Below are 25,064 nucleotides of genomic sequence, written 5' to 3'. Positions count from 1 at the left end.
TCATTTAAATTTTCATATATTTTACATATTAGCTCCAGCAATCTAGCATTAAGCACTATGTTAATGGACAAAGTAGGTTTGTTGTTTATTAATGAGGTAACAGCTGCCTGCGATTTTTTTACACTGCTTTTTCACATGCGTGACTGCATTGGACAATTGTTCGACAGAGTCAAAATACTGATACTCATTCGTAATTACGGCAATGGATAAGGATGTGCATGTTAAAGGTTCCAGTTCGCCAGATCTATTAGCTACCTGAACATATGCTAAATCCTCTAACTCATAAAAACTAAGTATGTTGGCATCAAAGTCATCTATGATCTTTTGACATATCTTTTCTACCTCGTAATACGGCAGAATGGCCACAAAATCATCTCCACCAATATGTCCTAAAAAATCTTCCACCCCACATATATGTCTTTTAAGTATATCTGTTAAATACCGTAAAATTTTATCCCCTTTATTAAAGCCATATGTGTCATTGTAGGATTTAAAATGATCTAAATCAAAATAGATCAAACTATATTGTGATAGCTGTAATGCTTCCTCTAACTTTTCATCGATTAATTTATTGCCAGGAAGACTACTTAATGGATTTAGGAAGCTTGCAATGGCTACCTGTGTATCTACAAGCTTTAACAATAACTCTCGAATACTGACCATGCCATAATATAGATTGTTTTTCGTGACGATGACATCATCATATAAATCCTCAGGAGGTCTAGCCATAGCTAATGTACTAACCTCTGTGATTGGTGTATTACGATCAACGATTAAAGGATTTTTCTTCATCATCAGTTGATTTTGTCGTCCCATTAATAAATGATAGCCATACCGAGTACCAATTTTTTGATAGAAATGTGTGCGTGTAATATGTCCAATTGGCTTTTCATCACGCACGACAACAACGCTACGCAATGATGGATTACTCGTAAAAAGTACATCTACGTCTTTATTTTTCACAAATTCATCAATACACGGAACTTTCTCAATGACTTCCCCTATCTTCATGGTCACCCACCCTTATTTTCCCCATATGTATTTCTTTTGCGGGCTTTCCTATCGCATAACCCTGTGCATAATGAATGCCAATACGATGTAAATAATCAAGCTCCTCCTGCCGTTCAATCCCTTCAGCGATGATTTTAGTATTGACCTGTTCAGCATATTTCATTAACAATGTGACGAGCTGCTGTTGCTCACTATTTTGGTCAATGAATTGAATCAATGAACGGTCTAGTTTAATGAATTCTGGCTTTAAATAGATGAGCGTCTTCAAACTATTATAGCCTGACCCTACATCATCTACTGCAATGCGATAGCCCTGTGATCGATAATGTGATAATACACGTTCAAACTCCACAAAATCTATTACAGCACTTCGTTCAGTTAGTTCAAAAACGACTTGCTGAGGTTTAATACCAAGCTCCTTTAGTAATTGTAGCGTTTCTCCACTGTGGTATTTTTTATCTAATAAAACATTCGGATGTATATTAAGAAATACTAAAAAGTTTTTATTCGCCAAATCTTTGTGTAAGCGTTCCTTGAAACGTTGTAAGGAAAGATTTCTACAAAAACATTCAAATAAAAACACGCAATCTGTTTGTCCTACAAACTCATAAAACTGATCTACACTATTAAATAATGTTGAAGGTATTGGTCGATTTAATGCTTCAAATCCCATTGTTTGCTTTGATTGTAAATCTACAATCGGTTGAAAGTATGTATGTAAATCATTATGCTGAATAATTTGTTTCAATGCTTTTAAACGTTTCATAAATAACGTATTGTTTTGATGTTGCCCATATAAATATTTTATAAAAGAAAATATATTACTCGTTTTTATGCTTTGGCCCACAGCAGACTCCATTCTCGCACCTCTTCAATTGGTTATTATGGTTCATTGTACGCTTTGATTGTAAACAGACTGTGAATCGTATGTAAAAAGAGCCAGTTCCAGCAATAGGATTTAATAAAATACTTGTCTAGTAAATATTTCTTAATATTAAAACGATTACAAATAATTTATTTGATATAAGTTATTATTAGTGTATGATTGTAATAATAGGTTTATATTACCTATTATATTTTTTTGCGTTTTTACTGTATCGATCTTAATAGGGAAACCTATTTAGATAAAAATTATTCAAGGGAGGATCCTGTTAATGAGCTTGTCTATTCAACAATTATTGGAGAACAAAGGAATTACACCGAAACCTGAACACCTTGAACTATTATTAACACGCTGGGAAGGTATGCAGTCACTTCGTAGCAATTTAGAAGGTATTGCGATTGATGATGCAGATATCGCCGTACGTAGTATTCCTGGAGGTGATCACATTGACAACTGATTTACATTTAAAATCTGTTGAAGAATTGGCACCTTTACTTGCATCAAAGACGCTATCTCCCGTGGAATTAACGAAAGCTATTTTAGATTTTGCTGAGGAAAGTCAGCCTAAAATTAATTCCTATATGGCTTTCTATCGGGAAGAAGCATTAGCAAAGGCAAAAGAAGTTGAACAGGAGATTCTCCAAGGTCATTATAAAGGTATGTATCATGGAATACCTATGGCCTTAAAGGACAACTTGTATTTTAAAGATAAAATAACAACGATGTCCTCAAAAATTCATAAAGACTTCGTTTCTGATTATGATGCGACAGTGGTTGAAAAGCTTCGTGACGCTGGTGTTATTTTCACTGGGAAATTAAGCATGCATGAGTATGCTTGGGGAATTACCAATAATAACCCTCATTACGGCCCTGTTCGCAACCCATGGGATTTAGAGAAAATTCCTGGAGGTTCAAGCGGAGGCTCAGGGGCGGCTGTTGCGGCTGGCGCAAGTGTTGCTTCACTAGGTACGGATACAGCAGGCTCCATTCGAATTCCATCCTCTGCTTGTGGCATTGTTGGTTTGAAACCTACACACGGTCGTGTAAGTAAATATGGCTGTTACCCACTCGCTTGGAGCTTAGATCATATTGGCCCAATGACTAAGACAGTCAAAGATGCAGCGGGCTTGCTTGAAGTCATTGCTGGTTTTGATCATCGAGACCCTACTTGCATTGATGTTCCAACAGACAACTACGTGCAGCAGCTTACTGGCAATAGCAAGGATTTAGTGATTGGTATCAATGAAGAATATTTCTTTAAAAATGTTGATGCTGATGTAGAAAAGGCTGTTCGAGCAAGTATTCAAAGCTTAGTAGACCAAGGAGCAAAAGTGGAAGTAGTACGTATTCCTTCCCTACAATATGCAGAATGGGCAGAGCTTGTGACGTCCCTTTCAGAGGCAGCAGCTATACACCATTCAGATTTACAAAAGAGACCACAAGATTTTGGTGACGATATTCGCCTACTATTTGAGCTTGGCGAATTGCCTTCTGCCGTCGATTACTTGCAGGCTCAACAGGTACGTCGTCAAATCAAGCAGGAGTTTACAGAGATTTTTAATGTGGTAGATGTGCTCATTACCCCTACCCTACCTGTTGTAGCTAGTACAATTGGGGATGATTTTGCAGAGTTAAACGGTCAAAAAGTAGATTTAATTGATAATATTATCCGCTTTACAGGCCCTAGCAACTTAACAGGCTTACCTGCCCTTTCGGTTCCTTGTGGCTTTAAAGGAAACTTACCAATAGGTCTACAAATTATTGGTCCAGCCTTTAAAGAAGGACGCATTTTAAATGTAGGGTATGCAGTTGAGCAAACAAATCCACAGAGAAATAGAAAACCAAATATTTTTGCTAATATCTAAACGATAAGTGCTGGAAATCTGCTCACTTCACGGTATACCGCTGAATGAGCAGATTTTTTTGTGGTGGATACCCATTGGCATTAATACTAATGGTTTTTTATGAACAAGTAATTTTATAATAGAAACTAGAAGCTTACTACAGGAAAGGCAATGATGCACTCATGAATGTGGAAATTTTTTTACAACTACCTATTACAAAAGATTTCACTGTTGTTGCTGGTCACAACGGCTTACATAAAGCTGTTCAAAATGTAGAGATTTTAGATTTTGAATTTTCACCTGATATACACCATGTCAGAGATACTGTCTTTACACCTAACAGTGTTGTGTTAAGTAGTTTATTATTTGCAAAGCAAGAGCCTGAGTATTTATTAAATGCTGTTAAAAATCTAATTGAGCTTGGGGCGAGTGCTTTAGCTTATAAGCCTGTTATTTTCAAGGAATTACCTGAAGAAGTTTTGTCGTATGCGGAGCAGCAAAATTTCCCTATATTGCGCTTTGGTGGAGATGAGTTTTTTGAAAAAATCATTTTAGAAACGATGGCCTATGCTAAGACACAGGATTATTCCTACTTTTTAGAGACGATCTTACGAAGATTAATGGAGGAAGATGTAACACAGGAGCAAATCAAATCCATTTTACAACAGCTCAATAAGCCCTTTGAGAGATATGTATTTATAGCAAATTTACGAGCAAGTGATACAATCCATCAAAGCTGGATGCAGTCCTTTTATTCGTTGGAGCCACTATTAAAATCAGGTCTGATTTGTTCCTATAAACAAAGCCTTTTTATCATCATGACAAATCCATCTCAGCAGTTCCAATTTGAAAGGGTGTTACATGAATGGCTAACATTATATGCCATTTCTACTGATACATTCACGTTCGGTTATAGCAGTTGCTATGATACCCAGACAGGATTCCCAATGGCATTACGCGAAGCTTTTTTTGCCAATATTTTCGCTGGAATCGATATGCTACCTAGCTGTCATTATAAGAATCTCGCATCCGATTGTTTATTAATCGAGTTGTACCGTAAAGATGCAACATTCGCAATGGACTATGTTACCTCCTTTTTAGCCCCTTTACTTGATGATAAGGCTGATCCAGATTTAATGGAAACCGCCATAACCTATATCATTAATAAAGGAAATATTAAGGAAGTTGCTGTGGCACAATTCTGTCATCCAAATACAATCCGCTATCGCATGGCTAAAATCCGTCAGCTAGTAGCACCCATAGATAATGATTATGTTTTTTATGAACGCCTAGCTGCAGCCGTTAAATTGTACTTATTACATAGCAAAATGAACAGTGACTAATTGCTTTGGAATAAGTACAAAAAAACGCCTGAATATTTAGAAATAAAATCAAATTCTTTTCTTCCCTCTTATGCTATTCTATTGAAGTTAGGAGGAAGAAAACATGAAAACTTACATAGCTGATGGCATGCTATTAGTGACTGCAATCGTGTGGGGTAGTGGGTTTGTTGTAACGGCCATTGCCTTAGAATATTTAACAGCTTATCAAGTAATGGCTGGTAGATTTTTATTAGCTTCAATTATATTAACCGTTTTATTTGGCTCCCGCTTAAGAAAGGCTTCGAAATCAGTGGTTTGGAAGGGAGCTTTATTAGGTACGATTTTGTATATAGCGTTTGCCCTTCAAACAGTCGGACTTCAATATACAACACCATCTAAAAATGCCTTTTTAACCGCAGTAAATGTTATTATTGTCCCTTTAATAGCGTATGCCGTTTATAAACGTCGTATCGATGGTTACGAAATCATTGGGTCGATAATAGCGATTGTCGGTATTGGCTTTTTATCATTACAAGGCTCATTAACAATGAATATAGGTGATGCCCTATCATTAGCTTGTGCGGTTGCTTTTGCCTTTGATATCTTTTGTACAAACCTTTTTGTTCAAAAGGAAGATGCCATTGCTCTAACCATTATTCAGTTTCTCACAGCATCCCTAATAGGTGTTCTAGTTGTTATTAGCCAAGGCGATATTCCTACGTCCCTTGAAAAAGAAGCAATCTATTCTCTTGTTTATCTAGGGATTTTTTCTACAACAATAGCTTATCTTTTCCAGAATGTGGCCAATCAATATACAACTGCCACAAAGGCTGCAATCATACTATCAACTGAATCTTTTTTCGGCATGGCTCTATCCGTTATCTTCTTGCATGAATTGCTAACAAGCCGTATGGTCGTAGGCGCAGTACTTATTTTACTGGCTATACTAATTGCCGAAGTGAAACCCGCACATCCAAAAAAGAAGCTACTGAAAGCACTCGATAATCAGACCCCCAAATAGTTTCAGTTTATACTGGAACTATTTTTTACGTTTATTAAACTCGACTAGTAATAATGCTTGTCGTAATACCCACTACTAGCACTGTAATAATGGATAATAGAAAGGTCGAGGTAGATAGGAGGAAGCCGCCTATAATAATTACGATGGAATCAATAAAAAATATTAAGATCCCAACATTGATACCCGTTTTATCACAGATAAATTGCGCGATTAAGTCTGTCCCCCCTGTGCTTGTCTGAAAACGCAGCATTAGACCAATGCCAAAGCCTACAAGTATTCCTCCAAGAATGGCACTATAAAGCGCGTCAATTTGCACAAGATTGCGGACAGGCTTTAACAAATCGATAATGAAGGAAGACGTTATTAAACCGTGTATACTATTATAAAAATAGGTTTTATATTTAAACCAAGCGATAATAAAAATCGGAATACTAATGATAATAATCATTAAACCAATTTTGAGTTTATATAAATAGTGTAATATTAGCGCTAACCCTACTACTCCCCCATCTAAAATTTCATATGGCGTTAAAAATAAGTTTATTCCTAACGACAATGAAATACTTCCTATTATAATGACAAGACTTTTTGTAAAGAAATACATACAACCCCCCTCCGTGTCTATGCATGTCTTATAGTATGAAAATAGGTTATCGAACATGTTATGAAATAACCTTAGATGATTAGCCAATTTTATCGAGTACATTTGCTAAATTTCTTCGAAACTTATTCAATTTATTTCCGTATATACAGGTAAATTTTAAATTAACAAAGGGGATTATAATATGGAGCATGCTTTATTGGAGCAAGTGAAACATACTAGAACTTTTTTAAGACAAGAACAATTAGAAACAATCTTTGAAGAGTTTGATGTTCAACGAATGCGTTTAACAGAGGTACAGCGCTTGGAGAAATACCGTAAAATGCTTGAAAGCCCATTTCGCTTTTTCCGCGGAAGTGCCTATCTATTTTATTTTGATATGACAAAATCCGCCTCAATCTTCCATACTCCTGATAGAAAACCGACTTGGATTCAAGGTGACATGCATATGGATAACTTCGGTGCTTTTCAAAATGAAGCAGGTTCGATTGTTTTTGATGTCAATGATTTCGATGAGGGCTATGTAGGCTCTTATTTATACGATATTGTTAGAATGAGTGTTAGTATTGCGCTCTATTTAGAGGAACAAGGCTTACATAAGGCAACCCAGGAAACGGCTATTCAGCATTTTCTTAACAGTTATATTGATCAGCTAAAACGATTTGAGCGTAAACTGGATGATCCTCTAACACTGATTTTTACAAGAGACAATACAAAGGGACCAGCAAAGAGGTTATTGAAAAAGCTTGAGAAACGCCAACAATCTTACCTTTTACAGGATATTACGTATCTCAATGAAGATGGCGAACGTGCTTTCTTATGGAATGAAGAAATTCAACCAGTCACTGCTGAGGAATACAGTGCCATTTCAAACGCACTTTCTACATATAAAATTCGAGACATAGCTTATAAATATGGCTCTGGAACAGCTTCTATCGGTTTAAAACGTTATTATATCTTAGTAGAAGACGAAAAGAGTGCATCAGGTGTCGATGATTTAGTGTTAGAAATGAAAGAGGTACGCACAGCCATTCCTGCCTACTTCCTCCCTTATCAGGATCTATTTTGGGATCACTATGAGCACCAGGGAGCACGAGTAGTTGGAACTCAAAAAGCCATGCACCATTTAGAGGACCCACATTTAGCCTTTATCACGATAAATGGACAGGAATTTTATATTCGAGAACGTTCTCCCTATAAAAAGAAGATTAAGCCTAAAAACTATAAGGATGTAGAGGATTACTTTACAACAACATCACTTATGGGACAAATTGCTGCTAAAATACATGCCCGAGCTGATATCGATTATTCTCATGTTTTTACCTATCACAGCGAGGAGGAGATTTTAAAAGCAATCGGCAAAGAACGAAATGTATTTATAGAACATACAATTTTACAAGCAATGAGCTACAAAGAAACCGTCTATACAGACTTTGACTTATTTAAAAATTGGGTTGAAACAAAATTTATGTAATATGTAAAAAAGGACCTTCGCTTTTAGCGAGGGTCCTTTCATATTGAATATTATTTTTGCTTGGCTTTCATACGAGCAAGTAAAAAGCCGCCTTTAAATGACTTAGGCTCATACGAGATAATAAACGCATTCGGCTCGTATTGCTCTACTATTTGAAAGAGCTCCCCTTCACGATTCCTCTTCGTTAAGATTTCATATTTATAGCGGTTACTATCTCGCCCTTCTCCGATATAAATCGTGACGGCAAATCCTTCATTACGAAGAAATTTCACAAGCTCTTCATTCTTATTTTGCGTATTAATGGTTGTATAAACATAGCCTATCGCTAGCTTTCGTTCTATTTTTGCTCCTAAAAATATACCTAATCCAAACCCAACTGCATAGACAACCATAGATAACATGCTTTGCTTCCCACTGAAAACGAGTGAAAGGCCAAATACATACACCAACATCTCCAGCATACCAAATATCGCTGCAAGGAATGTGATATTCTTTACCAAAAATATTGTTCGTAATGTTAAAAAAGGTACATATACTAATTGTAGGATTAAAATTAAAACGATACTTTGCATTTGTACTAGACCTTTCTGAGAGTAGTTTTATATAAGTATATGTTGAAAGAGAGAGTTACATGCTATTTCAACAATTCTATTTTTAAATTCCCCTTTAATCTAATGTTAAACATCCCATATGACTATCTATAGTTCTTTTAAAAAAACAAATTTCAACTAATATCATAATCAATAGTTAAAAACATACCATTTTACTTAAGGGGGTGACTATTATGAAAAAAACCTTAATTGGTTTTATTACTGCCACTACAATTACAGCCATTGTCATAACGACAAATCTAGATAAATCAAGGTCTGCTCATTCTGAAGAAAAATTGGAAATGACTTTAATTAAAAGCATGGAGGAAACTAAAAAGGAAAATGAAAAGATAAACGAGGTATTAAGAAAAATTTCCCAGGAGTTTAATAAAAATGGATTCGATCAAATAGGATTTGGTTTTACCCATGATGACCGTGTATTTACTATTCAAGCTAAAGATAAGGATTTTATAGAAAGGAATAAGAGTACTATTGAAAATATCGTCTTAAATATTGCAAAAGAGACGGATTTCAATAACTTCAAAGTGGATTACATTATATTAGATAATTACGAATTAAGTGAGGAACATGGTAAGCTAAATGAAGTACTAAAAATAACCTTAGATTTATTAAAAGCGAATGGTTATGATAAAACCCATTATTCATTAACTATTGACCCAAGTAAGGGAATCATTATTGAGGTAACGAACGGGGAATTGATAAATAAGAATGAAATAGAAAAGCTTATCGCCAATTCAGTTTATTCTAATACCAGCATGAACTTTAAGGTTTTTATTAAAGAAAAAAGCAAAAGTAAAATCAAAGACCAAGAATGGCAACCTGTATTTAGTGCAATAAGAGATGAAACTAAAAAAGAATTCAAAGAATATAGTGGATTCGCCTATTCATTTCATCCTGAACCCTTACAAATTATTATTAAAACGGACTTAGAAAAGCCAAAAGGGTTTTGGCAATCTAATAAAAAGGTAAAGCAGCTAATAGATTATGTGGATAAGATAATAGAATTGAAAAGAGAAGAACTATCCATCGAGGAAATTCCATATGAAATTATTATACGTGACAAAAATAATAACAAACTAAACTAAATATTTCTCTACATACTATTTTTTAGATTGTCTCCAAAATTCCTTTTGCAATTTCATTCACTTCTTCTGCAAGTTCATTCTGTGTAGGTGTTTCAGCCACTCTTGTTAAATAATCTTTAAACTGAACTCTTGACTCTACTGGTAATTCAATAACTAAATAGTTTAAAATAAACCATTTCCAGTTATCGTCATCTGAAGATAAGACTTCTTGCACATGTGGCACAATTTCTTCTGGAAAAGTTAAAAGTAACTCTAATACACTTGGGGCCACTGGCCAATTCATATCTTGAACCCATTCAAGGAGGCTAGGCAGTAAAGGCAATATTTCATCTCTCTCCATTTTCTTAATCATTTCTACTCTAACATTATCAGATTTATGTCTTGGCAAAAGATCTTCAAAATTTTCCATCTGCATCTCCCCTTATTTAATTATACATGGCCATCTTTAAAAAATATCCCTCCTTTTGATTTCAAATAAAAATATCCAACACCTATGATCAAGATGTTGGATGTTTTATTTAAGTATGAAATTGTTTGCATAAATTATATAAATACTTCCATGGATTTAACACGATTTAAATTTTCAATGATGTTTGCTAATGGGAAGTTTTCAAGAATTACCGTTGGTGCTTTCCCTCTAATTAAATTACTCAAATAATTGACTTTTATAACATAGTAATCTTCAGCATATATTGCCATTTCTTTTAGTTCATTTCGTGAAATAAAATAATAGCCTGCATTATTAAAACTTGTTTTAATTTCTAATTTAAAGGTTTTACACTTAGTAATAACACGTATATCATGTCCTAATGATTTATCAATGAAATTAGCCGTGTCTTCCTTATAATTATCGTTATCCCATTCCACACTCAAAATATCATCAGGATTTTTAATACCTAATTCAGCAAATAATTCAACATTACGTTCATTCAATAAGTTAAATACGTACTCTTCACCCATTAAACCTAGTAACTTTTGATTTTTTTTACTTAATAAGTTCACTTCTCTTTCCGACTTATTGGATTTTGAACTCAAAGACTTTTTACCGTCTCCCTCTTCCCGCTTTCTAGTAATTACATTAGCGGAATTTGGTAACTCAATCTCTTTTTGATTCAATTTATCAAATAAATCTTCGACTAAAGAATTTAAATCTACTTGTGCTATTTCTAGTTCACTTTTATTTTCCTTAATTACTAATGAACCATCATTCCTCACTTTTAAGTAAGTACCTCCACAATGATTCTTGATAATTTGGATTAGTTCCTCTTCCTCGATTAACTTCGGACCTAATTTCGTTCGTGTTATACGTTCGTTAAGAATCCACTGCCTAAACATTTCATAACCGTTATGGAAGATTCTATTCGGAACACTCGGCAAAATGCTATTTAGTTTTTCACGTTTGAATGTTAAACGCAACTTATTTTCTAACACAAAGACACTTTCAAATTCTACAATCAATTCAAAATCAGGGTCGTTCCAATTTTTTTCTCCTATTGTTAAATCAACATACTTAGCACTCAGTACACCTATCGAGTCGATCACTTCGTATTCTTCATTATCCCTTGTAATAAAACATACATAATCTCCCACAGACATTGACTCGAAGTTCTTTTCATTCTTATCCCCTAGTCGGAATGCCCAGTAACTAACATTTAATTCATTTCCATCAAATGTTCTACGATTTAAAATTAACGTTGCAAGTTCATAACTTATAAGTTTTTACACTACATGAGTATAAATTTTGAATTTTGGATTAAAAAAATGAAATATTTGTTTCTTTATTTTAAAATAGATTGAAAGGTTACTAAATTTTAACAGAAAAGGAGAATTAAAAATGAAACGTAAAACCAGTTTTTTTGTTGGATTAATTTTACTATTGTGCATAATCAATACACCTGAAGTAAGTTCAAAGGCATCAGAAGGATTATCTCAAGCACAAAAAGAGCAGTATTACCAAGAATACTTAAAAATAGGAGAAGAATTACGAGAAAAATATCCTGATTCACTACCTTTTAAGGTAGACGAAATTGAAATAATTAAAGATAAAGATTGGGTGGTATCGAAAGAATATCGAAAGAAAATCATACCTATCATCACTAAAGAAAAAGGGATCGTTGATTTACCTTTTGTCTCTTTTGATGTTCAGGCACCTTCTAAATATCAACAAATTCTAAGTAACGATACTGTACTTGCGAATATTGTTATTACTTCTACTGTTACAGTTTCTTATGATTCTGATCTAGGACAACCGGTTATTGAAGATATAAGCAATGTTAAAAGTTACACGATGACTGGCTTTACTCATTGGGGACAAGTAAGTTCTAATTTCTTTAACTTAAATAACAATAATAGTCTGACTGTTTTGGGTAATTTATCAGTCGGTAAAGCTCTCTTCCCTAATATTATAGAAGTTTCTTATAGTTTTAATAAATATGGTTTTATTCAATTATCAAATTTAGAGTGATACAAATTATAAGACATAAAACACTAAAAATTCTTAAAAATTCAGATTTTTTAGTGTTTAACATATTTTTTTCATTGATGTATTGGATAGCCCAGCTTGTTTTACCACTTCCCATAATCGAATCGATAATGCGTATTTCCGTATGTGTAGATTTCTTGCTTAGCATTTATACGTTATCTCCTTTTCCATGTGTTTGTGTAAGAATGTTCTTACATAGGGACACTTGCATAATTCACATGAAAAAGGACACGTACTGAATACCTTTTTTTATAAATGAATCTTATACCATCTAATACCCCATCCCCCTTTGTTTCCATAGTTCTTGTAACGATTGGTTTATCGTTAATTTTTAAAGAAAGTAAATTATTTATATACTTACTAACTGTTTTTCTATGGACACCAATTCGTTCGGATAATTGCCTTTGTGTTGGGCAGCATTCTCCTTTCTCATTGACGTATGAAATAAGTGCCATAAGTGTAGCAAACTCTTGTACCCCAATCTTTGCGATTAGACCATTGTTTAAAATATTGGCATTTACTTTGATGTAGGTTTCTTCGTGTACCTCACCTCTAGCCAAATCAGTAACCATTTCATGTTGTAGTGTTATTTTTTGCATACTAAATCAACCTTCTTTTCTGTTATTAAGGGAAATAAATATCTCCCTAAAATTACACTTGCAAGTATCGTCAGAAATAGTACATATAAATAAAAAAGCCGTCCGATTATCCGAACGACTTTGCAATAAATAACACTTTTTAAGTTATAATCAGTAATCTCTAACCAATTTGTGAAAAAGCGATAATGTTCTATATACGTGACTAGTGTTTTTTCTCGAATATTTTCAGTCTTTTTAGCCGAATAAAAATAGTCATAAGCCTGCTGTAGAGTAAGTGATTCAGTATCATCATTTGTATCATTCCTCAATAGGTACCCCTTTTTCCGCATAAAAAAATGCCACCTCCTCAAATCTATAGCAATAGATAAAAGCAGGTGACAATATTGTTTTAATTAAAAATGGAGCACTTAGATGATTTTTAATATTTTTCTTTATACTTCCCCATGCATCGGGTCTTTTTTATGCTTCGGCCCAATCATGTTGAATAAAATATTAAGGATAATCGCTGTCACTGAACCACAGACGATACCGTTAGATGTTAGAAGAGAAACACTTTCTGGTAGTGCATCAAAAATACCAGGAACAACAGATACACCAACACCCAAACTTACTGCCACAGCAGCAATCATGGCATTTTCTGCTGATTCGTTCATAACTGGTACAAGCATCCCCATACCTTGTGTAATCACCATTCCGAACATCGCAAGCATCGCTGCACCTAGTACGGATGTTGGAATAATCGTTGTTAACGCTGCGATTTTTGGTAAGAAGCCAAGTGCTACTAGTAAACCACCTGTGATGTAAATGACTTTACGATCTTTAACACCTGACATACGTGTAAGTCCCACGTTTTGTGAGAAACGATTATTGTTTCATAATTTCAAAGCATTAATTAATTAACCTTGATTGGGTTAATTAATCCCACAAACTTGATAGTCGCCTATTTTCAACTATCTATTTACTCAAGACTATACACTACATATTGATATCTCAGCAAGTGTTTGACCAAAATTTATTGCATAGAAAAAAGAGCCACAATGGCTTCTAACTATACAATATCAACCTCACTCGATAGTCGCTGGTGGCTTAGTATTAATATCAGACAGTACTCTGTTCACATGTTTACTTTTTACAATATGTACAGAGAATTTTTCTAGTACGTCACATCGGATACGCGCCAAGTCAGAAGTCATACTATCGATGGATGTTGTTGTACCTCGAATGACGGCTACGTATTCATATAGTATTTTCAAAATATATAGTGACCCAAATATCACACTATTTGTCACATAATTGTAGTAGGAAAATGCTTTTCTCCCCGTTATTAATTTAAAATAATAGGCAAGAAATATGAGTGATTGCACCCAACCCATGCATAAAAAAGTTTTTTCCACAGAAAAAATCCTCCGAAGCATTTAGAATCAGAGGATACTAATTAACAAAAAATACCAATGCTTGTAGTTTACCTACTTGCAATTCACGATGCATACTGTACTTAGAGACACAAGGAATAGAAAGCTCTCCATAATACTATATTAAAAAGATTCCCACTAGGAAATCATAGGTCTCTTGAATATTATACCATCTCATCACTATTTCTGATAAGTGCATTCCCATTTCTAAATTCTTCAACTAAATGAAAATTATCTAATCCATCCCAAACTTGTTTAGGGATATGCTCTAATAATATTATTTGAAAATCTTGTTTGTATTCAGAATTTAGTTTACCGATAAAATTATTCAGTAGTTGCATTGCTCTTTGAATTTTATATTTATCGCTTTCAACTATGCTATTATTCCATACTCCATCTTCATCATCAACATCTCTTTCATCACCATAATATGGTCTACTTGGTTGGTCTAATATTAAGTATTGCGGTATATATTCAGATTTCTGAATAACACTTGCTTCATGTAAAGCTAAAAATAGGCAAAGGTGCATAAACAAATGATTTGAACTACTCCCTACATGAGAAGTAGACAATGAATTAGGTTTCCTTAAATCAAGTGATTTGGATGCATAATTAAATACTGCTCTATATCCCTTATATATACCTAAAGCATCACCAGCTTCATCTAAATAGTTTTGAATTAAACTCTCTAACAAGTTTACAAATAACGCTCTATTTTCGCTTACATCAAGTATTTTACTTTCTAATCCTTCCAAATGTTCTTTTAGACTATAAATTTGGTCTTTGTAGTCTTCTGCATTCCTTTTATTTTCATAAATACCAATTTTGTATTTTAATTCTCCAATAAAAGCTATCTTTTCATATATATCATTATCAATCATATTTTCTTCAGGATACTGACTTAAAATTTCATCAATTTCTTTAACTTTTAGAATGTAAGTTTCTATTTCATTTTTTATATTAATATTAAAAGGTTTTTTCAAATGAATTTTTTTCTTTAAAATTTTAAAATCTTCTTCTAATGTTTGTACAAGCATAGCTGTTTCTGGAAAGTTCAACAAATCATAATAATTTTCTCTTATATACGTTATAGGTTTTAAACTATCATATTTATTTTTCTCAACCTCAATATACTTTTTATACTCGTTTTCCAATCTATTTAGATTTTTAATTTTTATTAACAAATTACTTTTTTCATTTACTAATTTTTCTTTTTCCTTATTAATATCAGATCTATATATTGTTGTAGTTATTGATTTTAAACTATCTAAATAGTTTTCTACAAAGATATAATCATCTGAGATTAATTGCAATGCTCTAGCTCTTTTTATATCTCTTTTCATATCATCTTCAAATAGATTTTTTTCATTATCAATTAATGCTTGTTTTCTCTCTAGCCTATTGATATCTTTAGTTAAACTAGTGATTTTCTCCTGAATTAACATATTTTCAACAGTATCTATCTTAAAAGCAATATCAAAAATTCTTTCTAGTGCTTCCCTATATCTCCCTATATTCTGTTTATCAAAATATACTTCACTATTAACAATTACATTTTCCGATTGACTTGTGAAAAGTTGAAAATATTTAAAAGATACTTTTGCTCCTGCTGTAATATGATTTCCTCCGTATGGAATAACCAGATTTTTATTGATTGAAAATTCATTTTCTATGACCTTTTTTATATTATCCTTATTATTATTTTCAAAAGGTAAATCTGGTATTTCACCGATAGGAGAAAAATAATATACATCAGAGCCCTTTCGATTTATAAAGCTCTTTCTAGCAATTGTATAAATTGATTTATTTATTTCAAAAGTTATACCATACCAATTAACATTTTCATTTATCTTTTCTTCAGCTATCTTTGCCTCTGATGCGAAAAAACAATAGTCAATAATAGCCATTATTTCTGTTTTCCCAGTTCCACTTGCTCCAGTTATAATATTTACCTTATTTACTGCAAACTCTAATTTTCTAGTTGAACCATTTTTTAACCAAAGAGTTAATTGTTTAATTATAAATCTCATATTTCCACCCTCAATTGTAGATATAAATTTTCTTCTGCTTCTCTCAATATATTTGACAGTTTATTACTAGCCTTTAGAATTTCACAAGCTCTCCTTCCTATATCCTTTTCTTCATAAGATAATTCTGTTTCTGCATTAAGTGCTATGTAATTATCTTGGATAGTGATAATCCCCATTTTATTTAATAAAATTATGCTATTAATTGATACTATGAGTAATGAGTGAAATCTTTCATTATAGTTAGAAAAATATGAAGGGTATTTAATAATAAATTCTTCTATGCTTCTAATTTTTACTTTATTATTTTTTAAAACTTTTAAAGATTGTTGATGTGAGTAAAATGGCATTATTAACAAGGCTTTGGTTATAGTAATTTTCTTTAATTCATTTAAAACGGATAAAATCGAAATTACTCCTATTAGTTCATTATTATAAGTATCATTACTGATTTTCATTTGAATACCTCTCTTTCCAATCATATATCCACCCAATTTCCAACTCATCTGACATCAAGAGATATTTACCATTACTAAATTCGATATCCAACTCAAATTCATCAATGTTAAGTTTAATTTTTAGCGTCTCAAAATAGCAATCAACAGCTAAATCCATTAGTTCCTCATCATTTATATTTTCTTTTTTTCTTATTTTTTTCATTAAATTGAAATGGATTCTATCAAATCCATTTCTCCATTCAGACTTAGCTAACTCTTTAAATCTTTTAATATCAGTAGTGACTAACTCTCCTTGCTGCTTCCACCTTTCTAAATTATTAAATGCTATTAATTTCAGAATAGTTTTTTCAACAATAACACTTTGGTAATTCTCATCATCAGGATTAATTATCTCTATATCTTCTAACTGCTTTACAAAATTTTGTTCACAAATATTTTCTGGCAAAGTTATATTGTCCTTATTAATTATTGGTCTGTTTATTCTACCTAGAATGAAACATTTTCTATACTTTCTATATAAATCATCAAAGGTATATTCTATTTTTTCTCCCGATTTAACATTCAAATAGTTATCTTCTCTTAGATTACTATCTAAACTTTTATATACTGATTCTATCTTTTCTTCTGGAATCATTTTTTCTTTAATTCTTATTTTTATTCGGGAGATTAAATCATCTTCATCCAACATTAACTCCAATTTTTCAAAAAAACATTTTGACCATTCTTCTGATTGTTGTAAAACTTCTTTTAAATATTTCACTAAATCATCATTCTTAGCTCCTTCGTTATTTTTAATGCATTCTAAAATATGTTTTTCATTTAAGAAATTAATAAGCTCATCACTTTCTATATATCTAGCTTTATATGCTTTAAATTTTTTCAAAAAATCATTATTTTCATTATCTGATTTATTTGATACTAAAATGAAATTAGTATTACTAATAAATTTTAATTGCTCTTCCTCTGTGCCTCTATTATCATTTACATCATTAATTACCTTTGTCCAGTTATAAAGCGTTTTCCATACATCTATATCACTTTCTCTTAAATTAATTATTTCACCTTTTGCATTAGTTTGAACAGAATGCTTTAACTGTATAAGTGATTGAGAACCGTCTTGGTGTTCAATATGTATATCATCTTTCACTTCTAAACCAATCTTCTCCTCAACATTTAGCCCTAAAATAAGATATAAGAAATAATAATATTGATAATCAAATCCAATAGCAGTATTATCAGCTGCTGTTGCTTGCTGATGTGTTTTTAAATTGCTCATTTCCTTCCACCTCACAACACTATTTATCCAATTATATTATAAAAAGAAATAAAAAGGACTATAACCCATATATAACTAACAATTTACTTTTTCTACCACTAATAAGAAACAAAAAGGGATATTGCCTAAGAGTTCACTCTCTTGCAATATCCCAAGTCTTATAACATCCAGAAACTCCAATACGCTCACTTTTACGCGTGTAGTCTACCTATTTCAATTCACATAACATTATGCCGACAAACAGAAGTCCTTAGAGCCACAAGCAATTGATTTTTCTTCCAAACATTTTCTCCGCTAGGAAGTTTTACATGCTTCATGAATTTGAATTGAATACAATATTTGTATTTTAATATTTAAAATGGATAAAAGTCTTCTTCATATCCTTCTTCTTCCTCCATTTCTAAACCAAATTTTGTTGCAAGCTCTAAATAATCCAAACCAAATTTATTGAAATACTCTATTTCTTCTTCTGAAATTTCATTCCAAGCGTCTCTCCAAGCATTTTCAAAATATTCTTCCTTAAATTTCAAAATTAATATATTTCTTAATAATCCTATAAACGTATCATCTTCTCCAGCAACTAATTTATAAAAATCTTCTCCCACAAGTTCTTTAATTACCTTATCTAAATCAGCTAAAGTAGTTAAACCCATTATATTTAACTCCTCTAAGACTCTATTTTCCACCTTCAACATTGGTATTCCATATGTAATTTGTTCGCCAAATTTACTTTCTAGATAAGCAACAAGCGATGTTCCATCAATAACATAATTTAAATCTCCACCTAAGGTATCATTTGCTACTTGTAAAGAGAATTTTTCTATCTCACTAGCTAACCTATCAAATTCTCTATCTACCATCTCTAAACTTGCAGCAGCCAAAGCAAATCTTCTTCTTATATCATTTTCATTTGTTAAATTATTGTTAAATTTATATGTTCTATCATGAGAAATATCAGCCCAAGCATGTTCTAATAAAGTACGAATTTGAATTTCAAAGCATAAACCATTAAACCTATTATACTCAGGTAAATTTATCCTACTGTCGTTAAAACTAGCAATATAGTGAACTGAGCGATAACCTACTCTATCTTCCCCTAATTCCTCACCTTTATCAGAACTATTTTTTTCATCAATTTTAAATTGAGGCTTTATTAATTCACAAGCTTTGAGCACATCTGATTTTACAAATGTTATTATTCTTATTCCTGCAAAATCTTGAATATCAGATTTAGGGTTCTTATATTTTTTTAATTTAGCTTTATTAACTACACTATCAACCTCTTTAGCCCTTGAAGTAATAGAATGATATTCAATTCCATGACTATCAAGTATATCTTTTATCAATAAACAAACTTTATGAGCTAGATTTTCATATAGCGGTCTCTCTTGCACATACCATTTTTCCAAATCTTCATACACGCTTCCCTTGTTAACAACAGACATATCACATACCCCTTTAAATTCATTAACTATATTTAGTGATTTTACCACAAAAAAACTCTTTATCTCATTTACTTTTAATGGGTAAAATACTTAGCAACCCAGTACCAAATAATTGGCTGTATTAAAAAAATATATTTAAATCATTAAATACACTATATTTGATTTGCAAATCTAAAATTTCATCATTCAATAAATTGTCAATCTCAATTTCATCAAAATTCTTCACAATGAAATTCTATAATCCACCTTTTACTTTTAAGAGTTGTAATATAAGCACCGTTCACAACACAATTAATCCTCCTAAGAACGTTCCCTTTCCCACATTATAGTTCCTATAATTGACATTATTCTATAAATCCTTATTATTCCTCTCTTTAATATTCATTCAAAATTTTATATACAGTAGCCCTACCAATTCCGTATTCCTTTGCGATATCAGTTGCACTTTCCCCCGCTTCGAACAATGCTCTTACATGCTTTTTTACCTTATCATCAATAGCTGGTCTTCCTCCTACTCTGCCACGTTTACGAGCAGCTTCTAACCCAGCTTTTGTTCGTTGCTGGATAATGTCACGCTCGAACTCAGCAAAAACAGCCAACATTCCAAACATTGCTTTTCCTGTTGGTGTTGAAGTGTCAAATGAATCACTAATAGATACAAAATCAACTTCTTTTGCTTTTAAATGGTCTGTAAGCTCATACAGTTCTTTTGTACTTCTGGCTAAACGGTCTAATTTATAAACAACAAATAAATCTCCTTTTGTGGCTGCTTTCATTGAATTGATTAATTCTGTTCGTTCATTCTTACGGCTCGACACTTTCTCTACATATAAAACAAGTTCCATTCCCTTTTGCTCTGCATAATTTTGAATTGCCCGTTCCTGCATATCTAAATTTTGCTCTTCTGTACTTACACGACAATAACCAATAATTCTACTCAAATGAATCCCTCTATTCTATTTACTTATACGTTTTATATACTTTTTATATTAGACGAGTTTATAGACAAAAACAATAAAAAGATAGAGCATAAACACTAATTTATGCTCCGCCTTCAATTTGTCTATTAAACGAAGGTTTTGTAGATTCACACCCTACTGTTCCTACGATTATTAATCACCAAAAATAAGTAATTAAGAATAAGCCCTATCACTATCCAGTTAATCAACTTTGAAATGAAAACATTAAATACTTGAAAAGTAGACATATACACATTTTCCCCTATGGTTTTTATATAATTCGAAAAAGGTTCATCTACAGGTAACGTATTTGTAATAATCATACTCAGATAATATACATCCCATAATCCCAAATCAATTTTATAAAAAGTCAGAAAGAACACTTGGTATCCTAATCCAAAAGCTAAATCTGGAGCAAAAAAAGCAACTATTAAAGTAATAAAAGAGAAAAAAACAATTCTAAAACCAAATAAATCATCCACACTTGCCATTTCTCTAATTTTCATGACTAGTGAATATATATTTCTTATAATAGCTGTTACCATTAATAGCGGGATAATCCAACAAAAAAATACTATCAACGGAAGATATTCATTTAAATATGTAGGCTCTACTATACCTAGAATTATTAACAATATTACCGCCATTACGAAAAGTTGAAGCCATGGCGGAGACAATCTATAAAATAACCAATCTACAAGATTATTATAATCCCTTCTATAAAATCTATAGTCTAAAATTATTAAAACAATTAAAACTCCAACGAAAATCATTAGAAATAATACCAATAGAAATACCTTATTATTTAATGAATACATTGGATATGACAAAGCTAAAAGATATACTATTGAAGCTTTAAAATAGTATTGCCTTTTAAAATTTTCATTCAAACAATCCACCTCAAAACATTTTTAATGTATAAAACCCCCTTTACATTATATCTCATTTAAGTAAATTTTCTTTATGAATAAAACCCCCATTTTATTTACATATAGAGTAGAATCGGGGGAGGTTCCTTTCGATAAATGTTGTAACCGATTAAGTTTTGTATAATTAAAATTAATTTGTATTTTAATAATGAGGTGTTGCGACAATGGATAAATTTAATTTTAATCGCGAACAAATGATATTATCTGCTCAAAAAAATCTCATTCATAATATTTATAACAGCGCTAGGCTTGAGAATATAGTCGTAACTCCATCGCAAGTAGAAAAAATAATAGAAGGAATAGCAATAGCAGAGTTAGACTCTGACGATTTGCAAATTATTTTGAATCTATATAATGCATGGGGCTTCTTACTTAATCATCTTGATGATGGAATGAGCCTAGATTTCGCTTGTAAAGTAAATAATCTCGTTTCATTTAACGAAAGTCTTGATTGGGGAAAATTAAGGTATGGGGATGTTGGAATAAACGGTGTAAATTACGAGCCATCTATCCCTGTAAAAGAAGAAGTGCAAATAGAAATAAATAATATTTTATCATTAGATGCTACAATAACCCACAAAGCAATTACGTATATGCTCTACGGTATGAGAAATCAGTTATTCTGGGATGGGAATAAAAGAACTAGCATAATTTGTGCAAACAAGCTACTGATTGAGCATGGCAAAGGGCTAATTACCATTCCAGAAAAGCATATATCCGAATTTCACACCCTTCTTTCTCATTACTATGAAACAAACGAAAGTGATGGAATTTATCATTTTATTTATAATAAATGCTTATATGCATAGGCTTTACATTTTATGAATACACATAAAAGCAGCTAATAAATTATAGCTGCTTTTATTATTGGTAAATATAATACATATTTCCATACATATAGAATTCAGAAAATTATAATAGTAATTTATTTAGCATTCATACAGTGTCTCTTTTAATTGTGTATCCTACATACTCCTCTTCAATCTGCTTTACAAATTCCGAAGGCTTGATTTCTAATGCGCTTGCTAATAGAAATATTGTTGTAATTGTTGGCTGTTTTATATTTCGTTCTAACATACTGATATATGTTCTATCAAGACTGCTTCTTGCAGATATCTCCTCTTGTGACAACTTTTTAGCTACCCTCAACTCTTTTAGCACCTTGCCAATTGTAATATTATCGATTTCAATCAAGAGAAAAAATCTCCTTTTAAATCAATTACAATCCCCGCAAAAGATAATCACCACGTACTATAGTCTACATATAGTAGGGAATAATTTGAACTTATTGAAATTATGATAAAATCAGATTGTAGACTATAGTACAAATTTGCAATGATGAAATTATCTATATAGAACAAGAAAAGAGGAATTATTATTATGAAAAAAATTCTAACACTCTTACTCACTATGATTTTTTTGATACTACTAGCAGGGTGCAATTCTGAGGAAGATTATCAAAGTGCCGTTACAATGATAAAGCAAGATAAATGGCAAGAAGCTAAACAAACTCTTGATGAACTTCCAGATGATTTCAAAGATGTAACGATTCTAAGCAATTATATTAACGCCAAGATAAACTCAGAGGATAGTGAAGGTGATTATACTAGTACATTAAAGCTTTTAGAAGAGATTAAAGCAAAGAATTACAATGGTGAATTTAAAAATGACATTGAAAAACTACATAAAATTGTTCTTGAAAAACAAGAATATTATGAACAAGAACTAAAGAAAAATCAATTTCGTGAATCTATAAGTTTGTTGTCAATTAGAGAGTATGATAAAGCTTTAGATATAGTAAACAAGATAGATGATGAAAACATTGATACAATTAGGAATTATATTTATGCAAGAATATTTTATAATAAATACAAAAATAGTAAGGCATTCGCCGATTTGAGTCAATATTACGACTACCTCATTGAAATTAGTCCAACTTATAATGGAACTTTCGCTAAAGAAATAAACGATTTTGTTCAAAGAAGGGTTGGTCTTGTTGGCACAGGTGCTTGGGAATATTTAAAAAAGGAAGCTGTTAAAACTAAAGCGTTGGCTATAAGTGAAAACAACTATAAAGCAACCATTAAATCAAACCCAAAAATCGGAATGACAATGGAAGAAGTAAATAATTCAAAGTGGGGTAAACCAAAAGATATTAATAAAACTACTACAGCGTACGGTATAACTGAACAATGGGTTTATTTTGGAAATAGATATATTTACTTTGAGAATGGAATTGTAGTCGTTATTCAAGAATGATATTTAAAAAATTTACAAAAACATACTATAAATAGTAAATATAATTCCGATTTAAAATCCTTGTTGAAATCGAATTTATAGCACAATGTATTAATACTATTAGGCAGTATACATTGTGCTATTCCAATTAAAGTCCAATATTAACAAGGCAACCAAGGTTCAACAGCTTATGTATAACTTTAAATTAATATTCAGTAAATTTTAATTATCATCTAATAAAAAACTTATATCATCATCATGATGTTTTTTCTTGTAAGTAACCTCTCTATGCTCATCATAATCCTCTAAAAATTGTTTAGCATGGATTTGTTCTAATTCTTTTCTATCTTTTTCTTCTAAAATTATTTTATTAGCCTTGTATCTTAAAGACTCTATTAATTTTTTTCCACCCTCACTTGAATTTTGGATTGCACGGATACGCTTTTCAGCATGTTGCTTTAATGCATCACAATCTGTTGTTAGATATACAAACATATCAAATACATCAATTTTAGAGGACTTATCAACATTAAACCAATTATGATTTCTCTTTTCATTTGATTTTTCTTTTGAATCAATTGATTTTAGGAAAGTATTTTGTTTTTTTAAAGCATTTACTTCTTCATCCTCTGCATTATTTATCTTGTACTTATTAATTTCTTGCATAGGTTCACCAGAATCAGCTATGTAATAATCACCACGAATTTTTTTAATAAGACCTTTCTTATGACAATCTGTAAGGATTTTTACAGCTGTTGAATCTGAAACTCCTAAAACACATGCCCATTCTTTATACGAAATTTTATATTCGATTTGTTCTCTCCATTTTGTATATATTAAAACTCTCACATGATTTAAATGCTCCGCGTTTTTTAATAAACTATCTGGCACCTCAGTATAACCTACATATTTTGAGGAACCGCTTCTTACAGCTTCAAGGTAGATAGGGTCTTGGCTATCTGGTAAAATTATATTAAGTAATGTCGAATTTTTTAATTCCCCAGTATAATTCATTTCAATATAGCCTGTTTGTTGTAATTTCTTTAAAGCGTTCAAAATACGCTTTTTTAGCCTTGCTTTATTTTTATCACTCAGGTCAATAATTTCAGTTAATAAATCGACACTTGTCATTACATAATGAGTATCTCTTGCACTCACTAATCTACCTAAATGATAAAATATGTATATTTCATATTCATTCATAAAGTATTTTGTCTCATATGCAAACATCTTATTAGGTATCTGTACATATGGCTCATTTTTTTGTTTCATATTTCTTATCTCTCCTGTTTTATATTTTTATGGTATATATCTTTTTCTGGTCTCTACTATATGATTAAGGTAACTTTATATACGTAATTTTGAATCTAATTCTATTAATTCTGTC

The 25,064-nt window shown here is 31.7% G+C and carries 25 protein-coding genes and 1 pseudogene; 9 read left to right on the top strand and 17 right to left on the bottom strand.

From position 1 onward, the window contains the following. Window positions 1–60: 60 nt before the first annotated feature. On the bottom strand, window positions 61–1,011 hold the full coding sequence (locus ACEVFT_RS02570; RefSeq protein WP_205446535.1) for a GGDEF domain-containing protein: 951 nt from the start codon (window positions 1,009–1,011) through the stop codon (window positions 61–63). Next, entirely contained in the window at window positions 989–1,870 is an 882-nt protein-coding gene (locus ACEVFT_RS02565) for an EAL domain-containing protein (protein ID WP_393947970.1), read from the bottom strand. The genes ACEVFT_RS02570 and ACEVFT_RS02565 overlap by 23 nt, the downstream gene beginning before the upstream one ends. 295 nt (window positions 1,871–2,165) lie before the next feature. Here ACEVFT_RS02565 and ACEVFT_RS02560 point away from each other — a divergent pair, with 295 nt between their 5' ends. The 4 genes from ACEVFT_RS02560 (at window position 2,166) to ACEVFT_RS02545 (ending at window position 6,081) form a co-directional block, all read left to right on the top strand. Beyond that, the gene (locus ACEVFT_RS02560) at window positions 2,166–2,351 is read left to right on the top strand and encodes a hypothetical protein (protein ID WP_205446533.1); all 186 of its coding nucleotides are present in this window, start codon (window positions 2,166–2,168) and stop codon (window positions 2,349–2,351) included. After that, window positions 2,341–3,759 (top strand): amidase, encoded by a 1,419-nt coding sequence (locus ACEVFT_RS02555; protein ID WP_393947968.1) that lies wholly within the window; start codon window positions 2,341–2,343, stop codon window positions 3,757–3,759. The genes ACEVFT_RS02560 and ACEVFT_RS02555 overlap by 11 nt, the downstream gene beginning before the upstream one ends. A 161-nt stretch (window positions 3,760–3,920) precedes the next feature. Further along, window positions 3,921–5,081, top strand: coding sequence for a PucR family transcriptional regulator (locus tag ACEVFT_RS02550; RefSeq protein WP_393947966.1), 1,161 nt, complete (start codon window positions 3,921–3,923; stop codon window positions 5,079–5,081). 103 nt (window positions 5,082–5,184) lie between these two features. After that, on the top strand, window positions 5,185–6,081 hold the full coding sequence (locus tag ACEVFT_RS02545; RefSeq protein ID WP_205446530.1) for a DMT family transporter: 897 nt from the start codon (window positions 5,185–5,187) through the stop codon (window positions 6,079–6,081). A 34-nt stretch (window positions 6,082–6,115) separates the two neighbouring features. On the opposite strand, the gene ACEVFT_RS02540 is transcribed toward ACEVFT_RS02545, so the two are convergent. Continuing rightward, complete coding sequence (locus tag ACEVFT_RS02540; RefSeq protein WP_342442259.1) at window positions 6,116–6,685, bottom strand: YitT family protein; 570 nt, start codon at window positions 6,683–6,685, stop codon at window positions 6,116–6,118. Window positions 6,686–6,866: 181 nt separating this feature from the next. Between ACEVFT_RS02540 and ACEVFT_RS02535 the strand changes: the two genes are divergently transcribed. Further along, window positions 6,867–8,156: a DUF2252 domain-containing protein gene (locus tag ACEVFT_RS02535; protein WP_393947964.1), complete on the top strand. Its 1,290-nt coding sequence runs from the start codon at window positions 6,867–6,869 to the stop codon at window positions 8,154–8,156. Window positions 8,157–8,206: 50 nt separating this feature from the next. Here ACEVFT_RS02535 and ACEVFT_RS02530 read toward each other — a convergent pair whose 3' ends face one another. Further along, window positions 8,207–8,728 (bottom strand): DUF2179 domain-containing protein, encoded by a 522-nt coding sequence (locus ACEVFT_RS02530; RefSeq protein WP_393947962.1) that lies wholly within the window; start codon window positions 8,726–8,728, stop codon window positions 8,207–8,209. Between the two features lie 212 nt (window positions 8,729–8,940). Between ACEVFT_RS02530 and ACEVFT_RS02525 the strand changes: the two genes are divergently transcribed. Beyond that, on the top strand, window positions 8,941–9,852 hold the full coding sequence (locus ACEVFT_RS02525; protein WP_393947960.1) for a hypothetical protein: 912 nt from the start codon (window positions 8,941–8,943) through the stop codon (window positions 9,850–9,852). Window positions 9,853–9,874: 22 nt separating this feature from the next. On the opposite strand, the gene ACEVFT_RS02520 is transcribed toward ACEVFT_RS02525, so the two are convergent. Then, window positions 9,875–10,261 carry a DUF5071 domain-containing protein gene (locus ACEVFT_RS02520; RefSeq protein ID WP_393947958.1) on the bottom strand — a complete coding sequence of 129 codons (387 nt, stop codon included), beginning with the start codon at window positions 10,259–10,261 and terminating at the stop codon, window positions 9,875–9,877. A 134-nt stretch (window positions 10,262–10,395) separates the two neighbouring features. Beyond that, window positions 10,396–11,448, bottom strand: coding sequence for a protein NO VEIN domain-containing protein (locus tag ACEVFT_RS02515; RefSeq protein WP_393947957.1), 1,053 nt, complete (start codon window positions 11,446–11,448; stop codon window positions 10,396–10,398). Between the two features lie 238 nt (window positions 11,449–11,686). Between ACEVFT_RS02515 and ACEVFT_RS02510 the strand changes: the two genes are divergently transcribed. Beyond that, complete coding sequence (locus tag ACEVFT_RS02510; RefSeq protein WP_393947956.1) at window positions 11,687–12,316, top strand: hypothetical protein; 630 nt, start codon at window positions 11,687–11,689, stop codon at window positions 12,314–12,316. A 209-nt stretch (window positions 12,317–12,525) separates the two neighbouring features. Here the strand turns inward: ACEVFT_RS02510 and ACEVFT_RS02505 are convergent, their stop codons facing one another. The 9 genes and pseudogenes from ACEVFT_RS02505 to ACEVFT_RS02465 form a co-directional block, all read right to left on the bottom strand. Further along, a complete protein-coding gene (locus ACEVFT_RS02505; protein ID WP_393947955.1) occupies window positions 12,526–12,933 on the bottom strand; it encodes a helix-turn-helix domain-containing protein in 408 nt (135 codons plus the stop codon). Window positions 12,934–13,364: 431 nt separating this feature from the next. Further along, window positions 13,365–13,793, bottom strand: a pseudogene (locus ACEVFT_RS02500) (solute carrier family 23 protein); the annotation flags it as partial. Window positions 13,794–13,997: 204 nt separating this feature from the next. Further along, window positions 13,998–14,222 carry a GMP synthase (glutamine-hydrolyzing) gene (locus tag ACEVFT_RS02495; RefSeq protein WP_393947953.1) on the bottom strand — a complete coding sequence of 75 codons (225 nt, stop codon included), beginning with the start codon at window positions 14,220–14,222 and terminating at the stop codon, window positions 13,998–14,000. A gap of 287 nt (window positions 14,223–14,509) precedes the next feature. Next, window positions 14,510–16,375: a DUF3732 domain-containing protein gene (locus ACEVFT_RS02490; RefSeq protein ID WP_393947951.1), complete on the bottom strand. Its 1,866-nt coding sequence runs from the start codon at window positions 16,373–16,375 to the stop codon at window positions 14,510–14,512. Further along, complete coding sequence (locus ACEVFT_RS02485; RefSeq protein WP_393947950.1) at window positions 16,372–16,830, bottom strand: three component ABC system middle component; 459 nt, start codon at window positions 16,828–16,830, stop codon at window positions 16,372–16,374. The genes ACEVFT_RS02490 and ACEVFT_RS02485 overlap by 4 nt, the downstream gene beginning before the upstream one ends. Beyond that, window positions 16,817–18,106: a hypothetical protein gene (locus ACEVFT_RS02480; protein WP_393947949.1), complete on the bottom strand. Its 1,290-nt coding sequence runs from the start codon at window positions 18,104–18,106 to the stop codon at window positions 16,817–16,819. The genes ACEVFT_RS02485 and ACEVFT_RS02480 overlap by 14 nt, the downstream gene beginning before the upstream one ends. A gap of 353 nt (window positions 18,107–18,459) precedes the next feature. Beyond that, window positions 18,460–19,551, bottom strand: coding sequence for a GTP pyrophosphokinase (locus ACEVFT_RS02475; RefSeq protein WP_393947947.1), 1,092 nt, complete (start codon window positions 19,549–19,551; stop codon window positions 18,460–18,462). A 374-nt stretch (window positions 19,552–19,925) separates the two neighbouring features. Beyond that, window positions 19,926–20,492 carry a recombinase family protein gene (locus ACEVFT_RS02470; protein ID WP_333719991.1) on the bottom strand — a complete coding sequence of 189 codons (567 nt, stop codon included), beginning with the start codon at window positions 20,490–20,492 and terminating at the stop codon, window positions 19,926–19,928. Between the two features lie 146 nt (window positions 20,493–20,638). Further along, window positions 20,639–21,400, bottom strand: coding sequence for a hypothetical protein (locus tag ACEVFT_RS02465; RefSeq protein WP_393947945.1), 762 nt, complete (start codon window positions 21,398–21,400; stop codon window positions 20,639–20,641). Between the two features lie 203 nt (window positions 21,401–21,603). Between ACEVFT_RS02465 and ACEVFT_RS02460 the strand changes: the two genes are divergently transcribed. Beyond that, the gene (locus tag ACEVFT_RS02460; RefSeq protein ID WP_333719958.1) at window positions 21,604–22,248 is read left to right on the top strand and encodes a Fic family protein; all 645 of its coding nucleotides are present in this window, start codon (window positions 21,604–21,606) and stop codon (window positions 22,246–22,248) included. A 127-nt stretch (window positions 22,249–22,375) separates the two neighbouring features. Here ACEVFT_RS02460 and ACEVFT_RS02455 read toward each other — a convergent pair whose 3' ends face one another. Beyond that, window positions 22,376–22,633, bottom strand: a complete 258-nt coding sequence (locus ACEVFT_RS02455; protein WP_333719959.1) for a helix-turn-helix domain-containing protein — start codon at window positions 22,631–22,633, stop codon at window positions 22,376–22,378. 186 nt (window positions 22,634–22,819) lie between these two features. Here ACEVFT_RS02455 and ACEVFT_RS02450 point away from each other — a divergent pair, with 186 nt between their 5' ends. Further along, window positions 22,820–23,698 carry a hypothetical protein gene (locus ACEVFT_RS02450; protein WP_333719960.1) on the top strand — a complete coding sequence of 293 codons (879 nt, stop codon included), beginning with the start codon at window positions 22,820–22,822 and terminating at the stop codon, window positions 23,696–23,698. Window positions 23,699–23,899: 201 nt separating this feature from the next. On the opposite strand, the gene ACEVFT_RS02445 is transcribed toward ACEVFT_RS02450, so the two are convergent. After that, window positions 23,900–24,949: a hypothetical protein gene (locus ACEVFT_RS02445; RefSeq protein WP_393947943.1), complete on the bottom strand. Its 1,050-nt coding sequence runs from the start codon at window positions 24,947–24,949 to the stop codon at window positions 23,900–23,902. Window positions 24,950–25,064 lie beyond the last annotated feature (115 nt).

It is taken from the genome of Lysinibacillus sp. PWR01, from assembly GCF_043359455.1.
Taxonomy (GTDB): domain Bacteria; phylum Bacillota; class Bacilli; order Bacillales_A; family Planococcaceae; genus Lysinibacillus; species Lysinibacillus fusiformis_F.
Note: the sequence above shows the minus strand (reverse complement) of the source record. Positions and strands in the feature narration are given on the sequence as shown.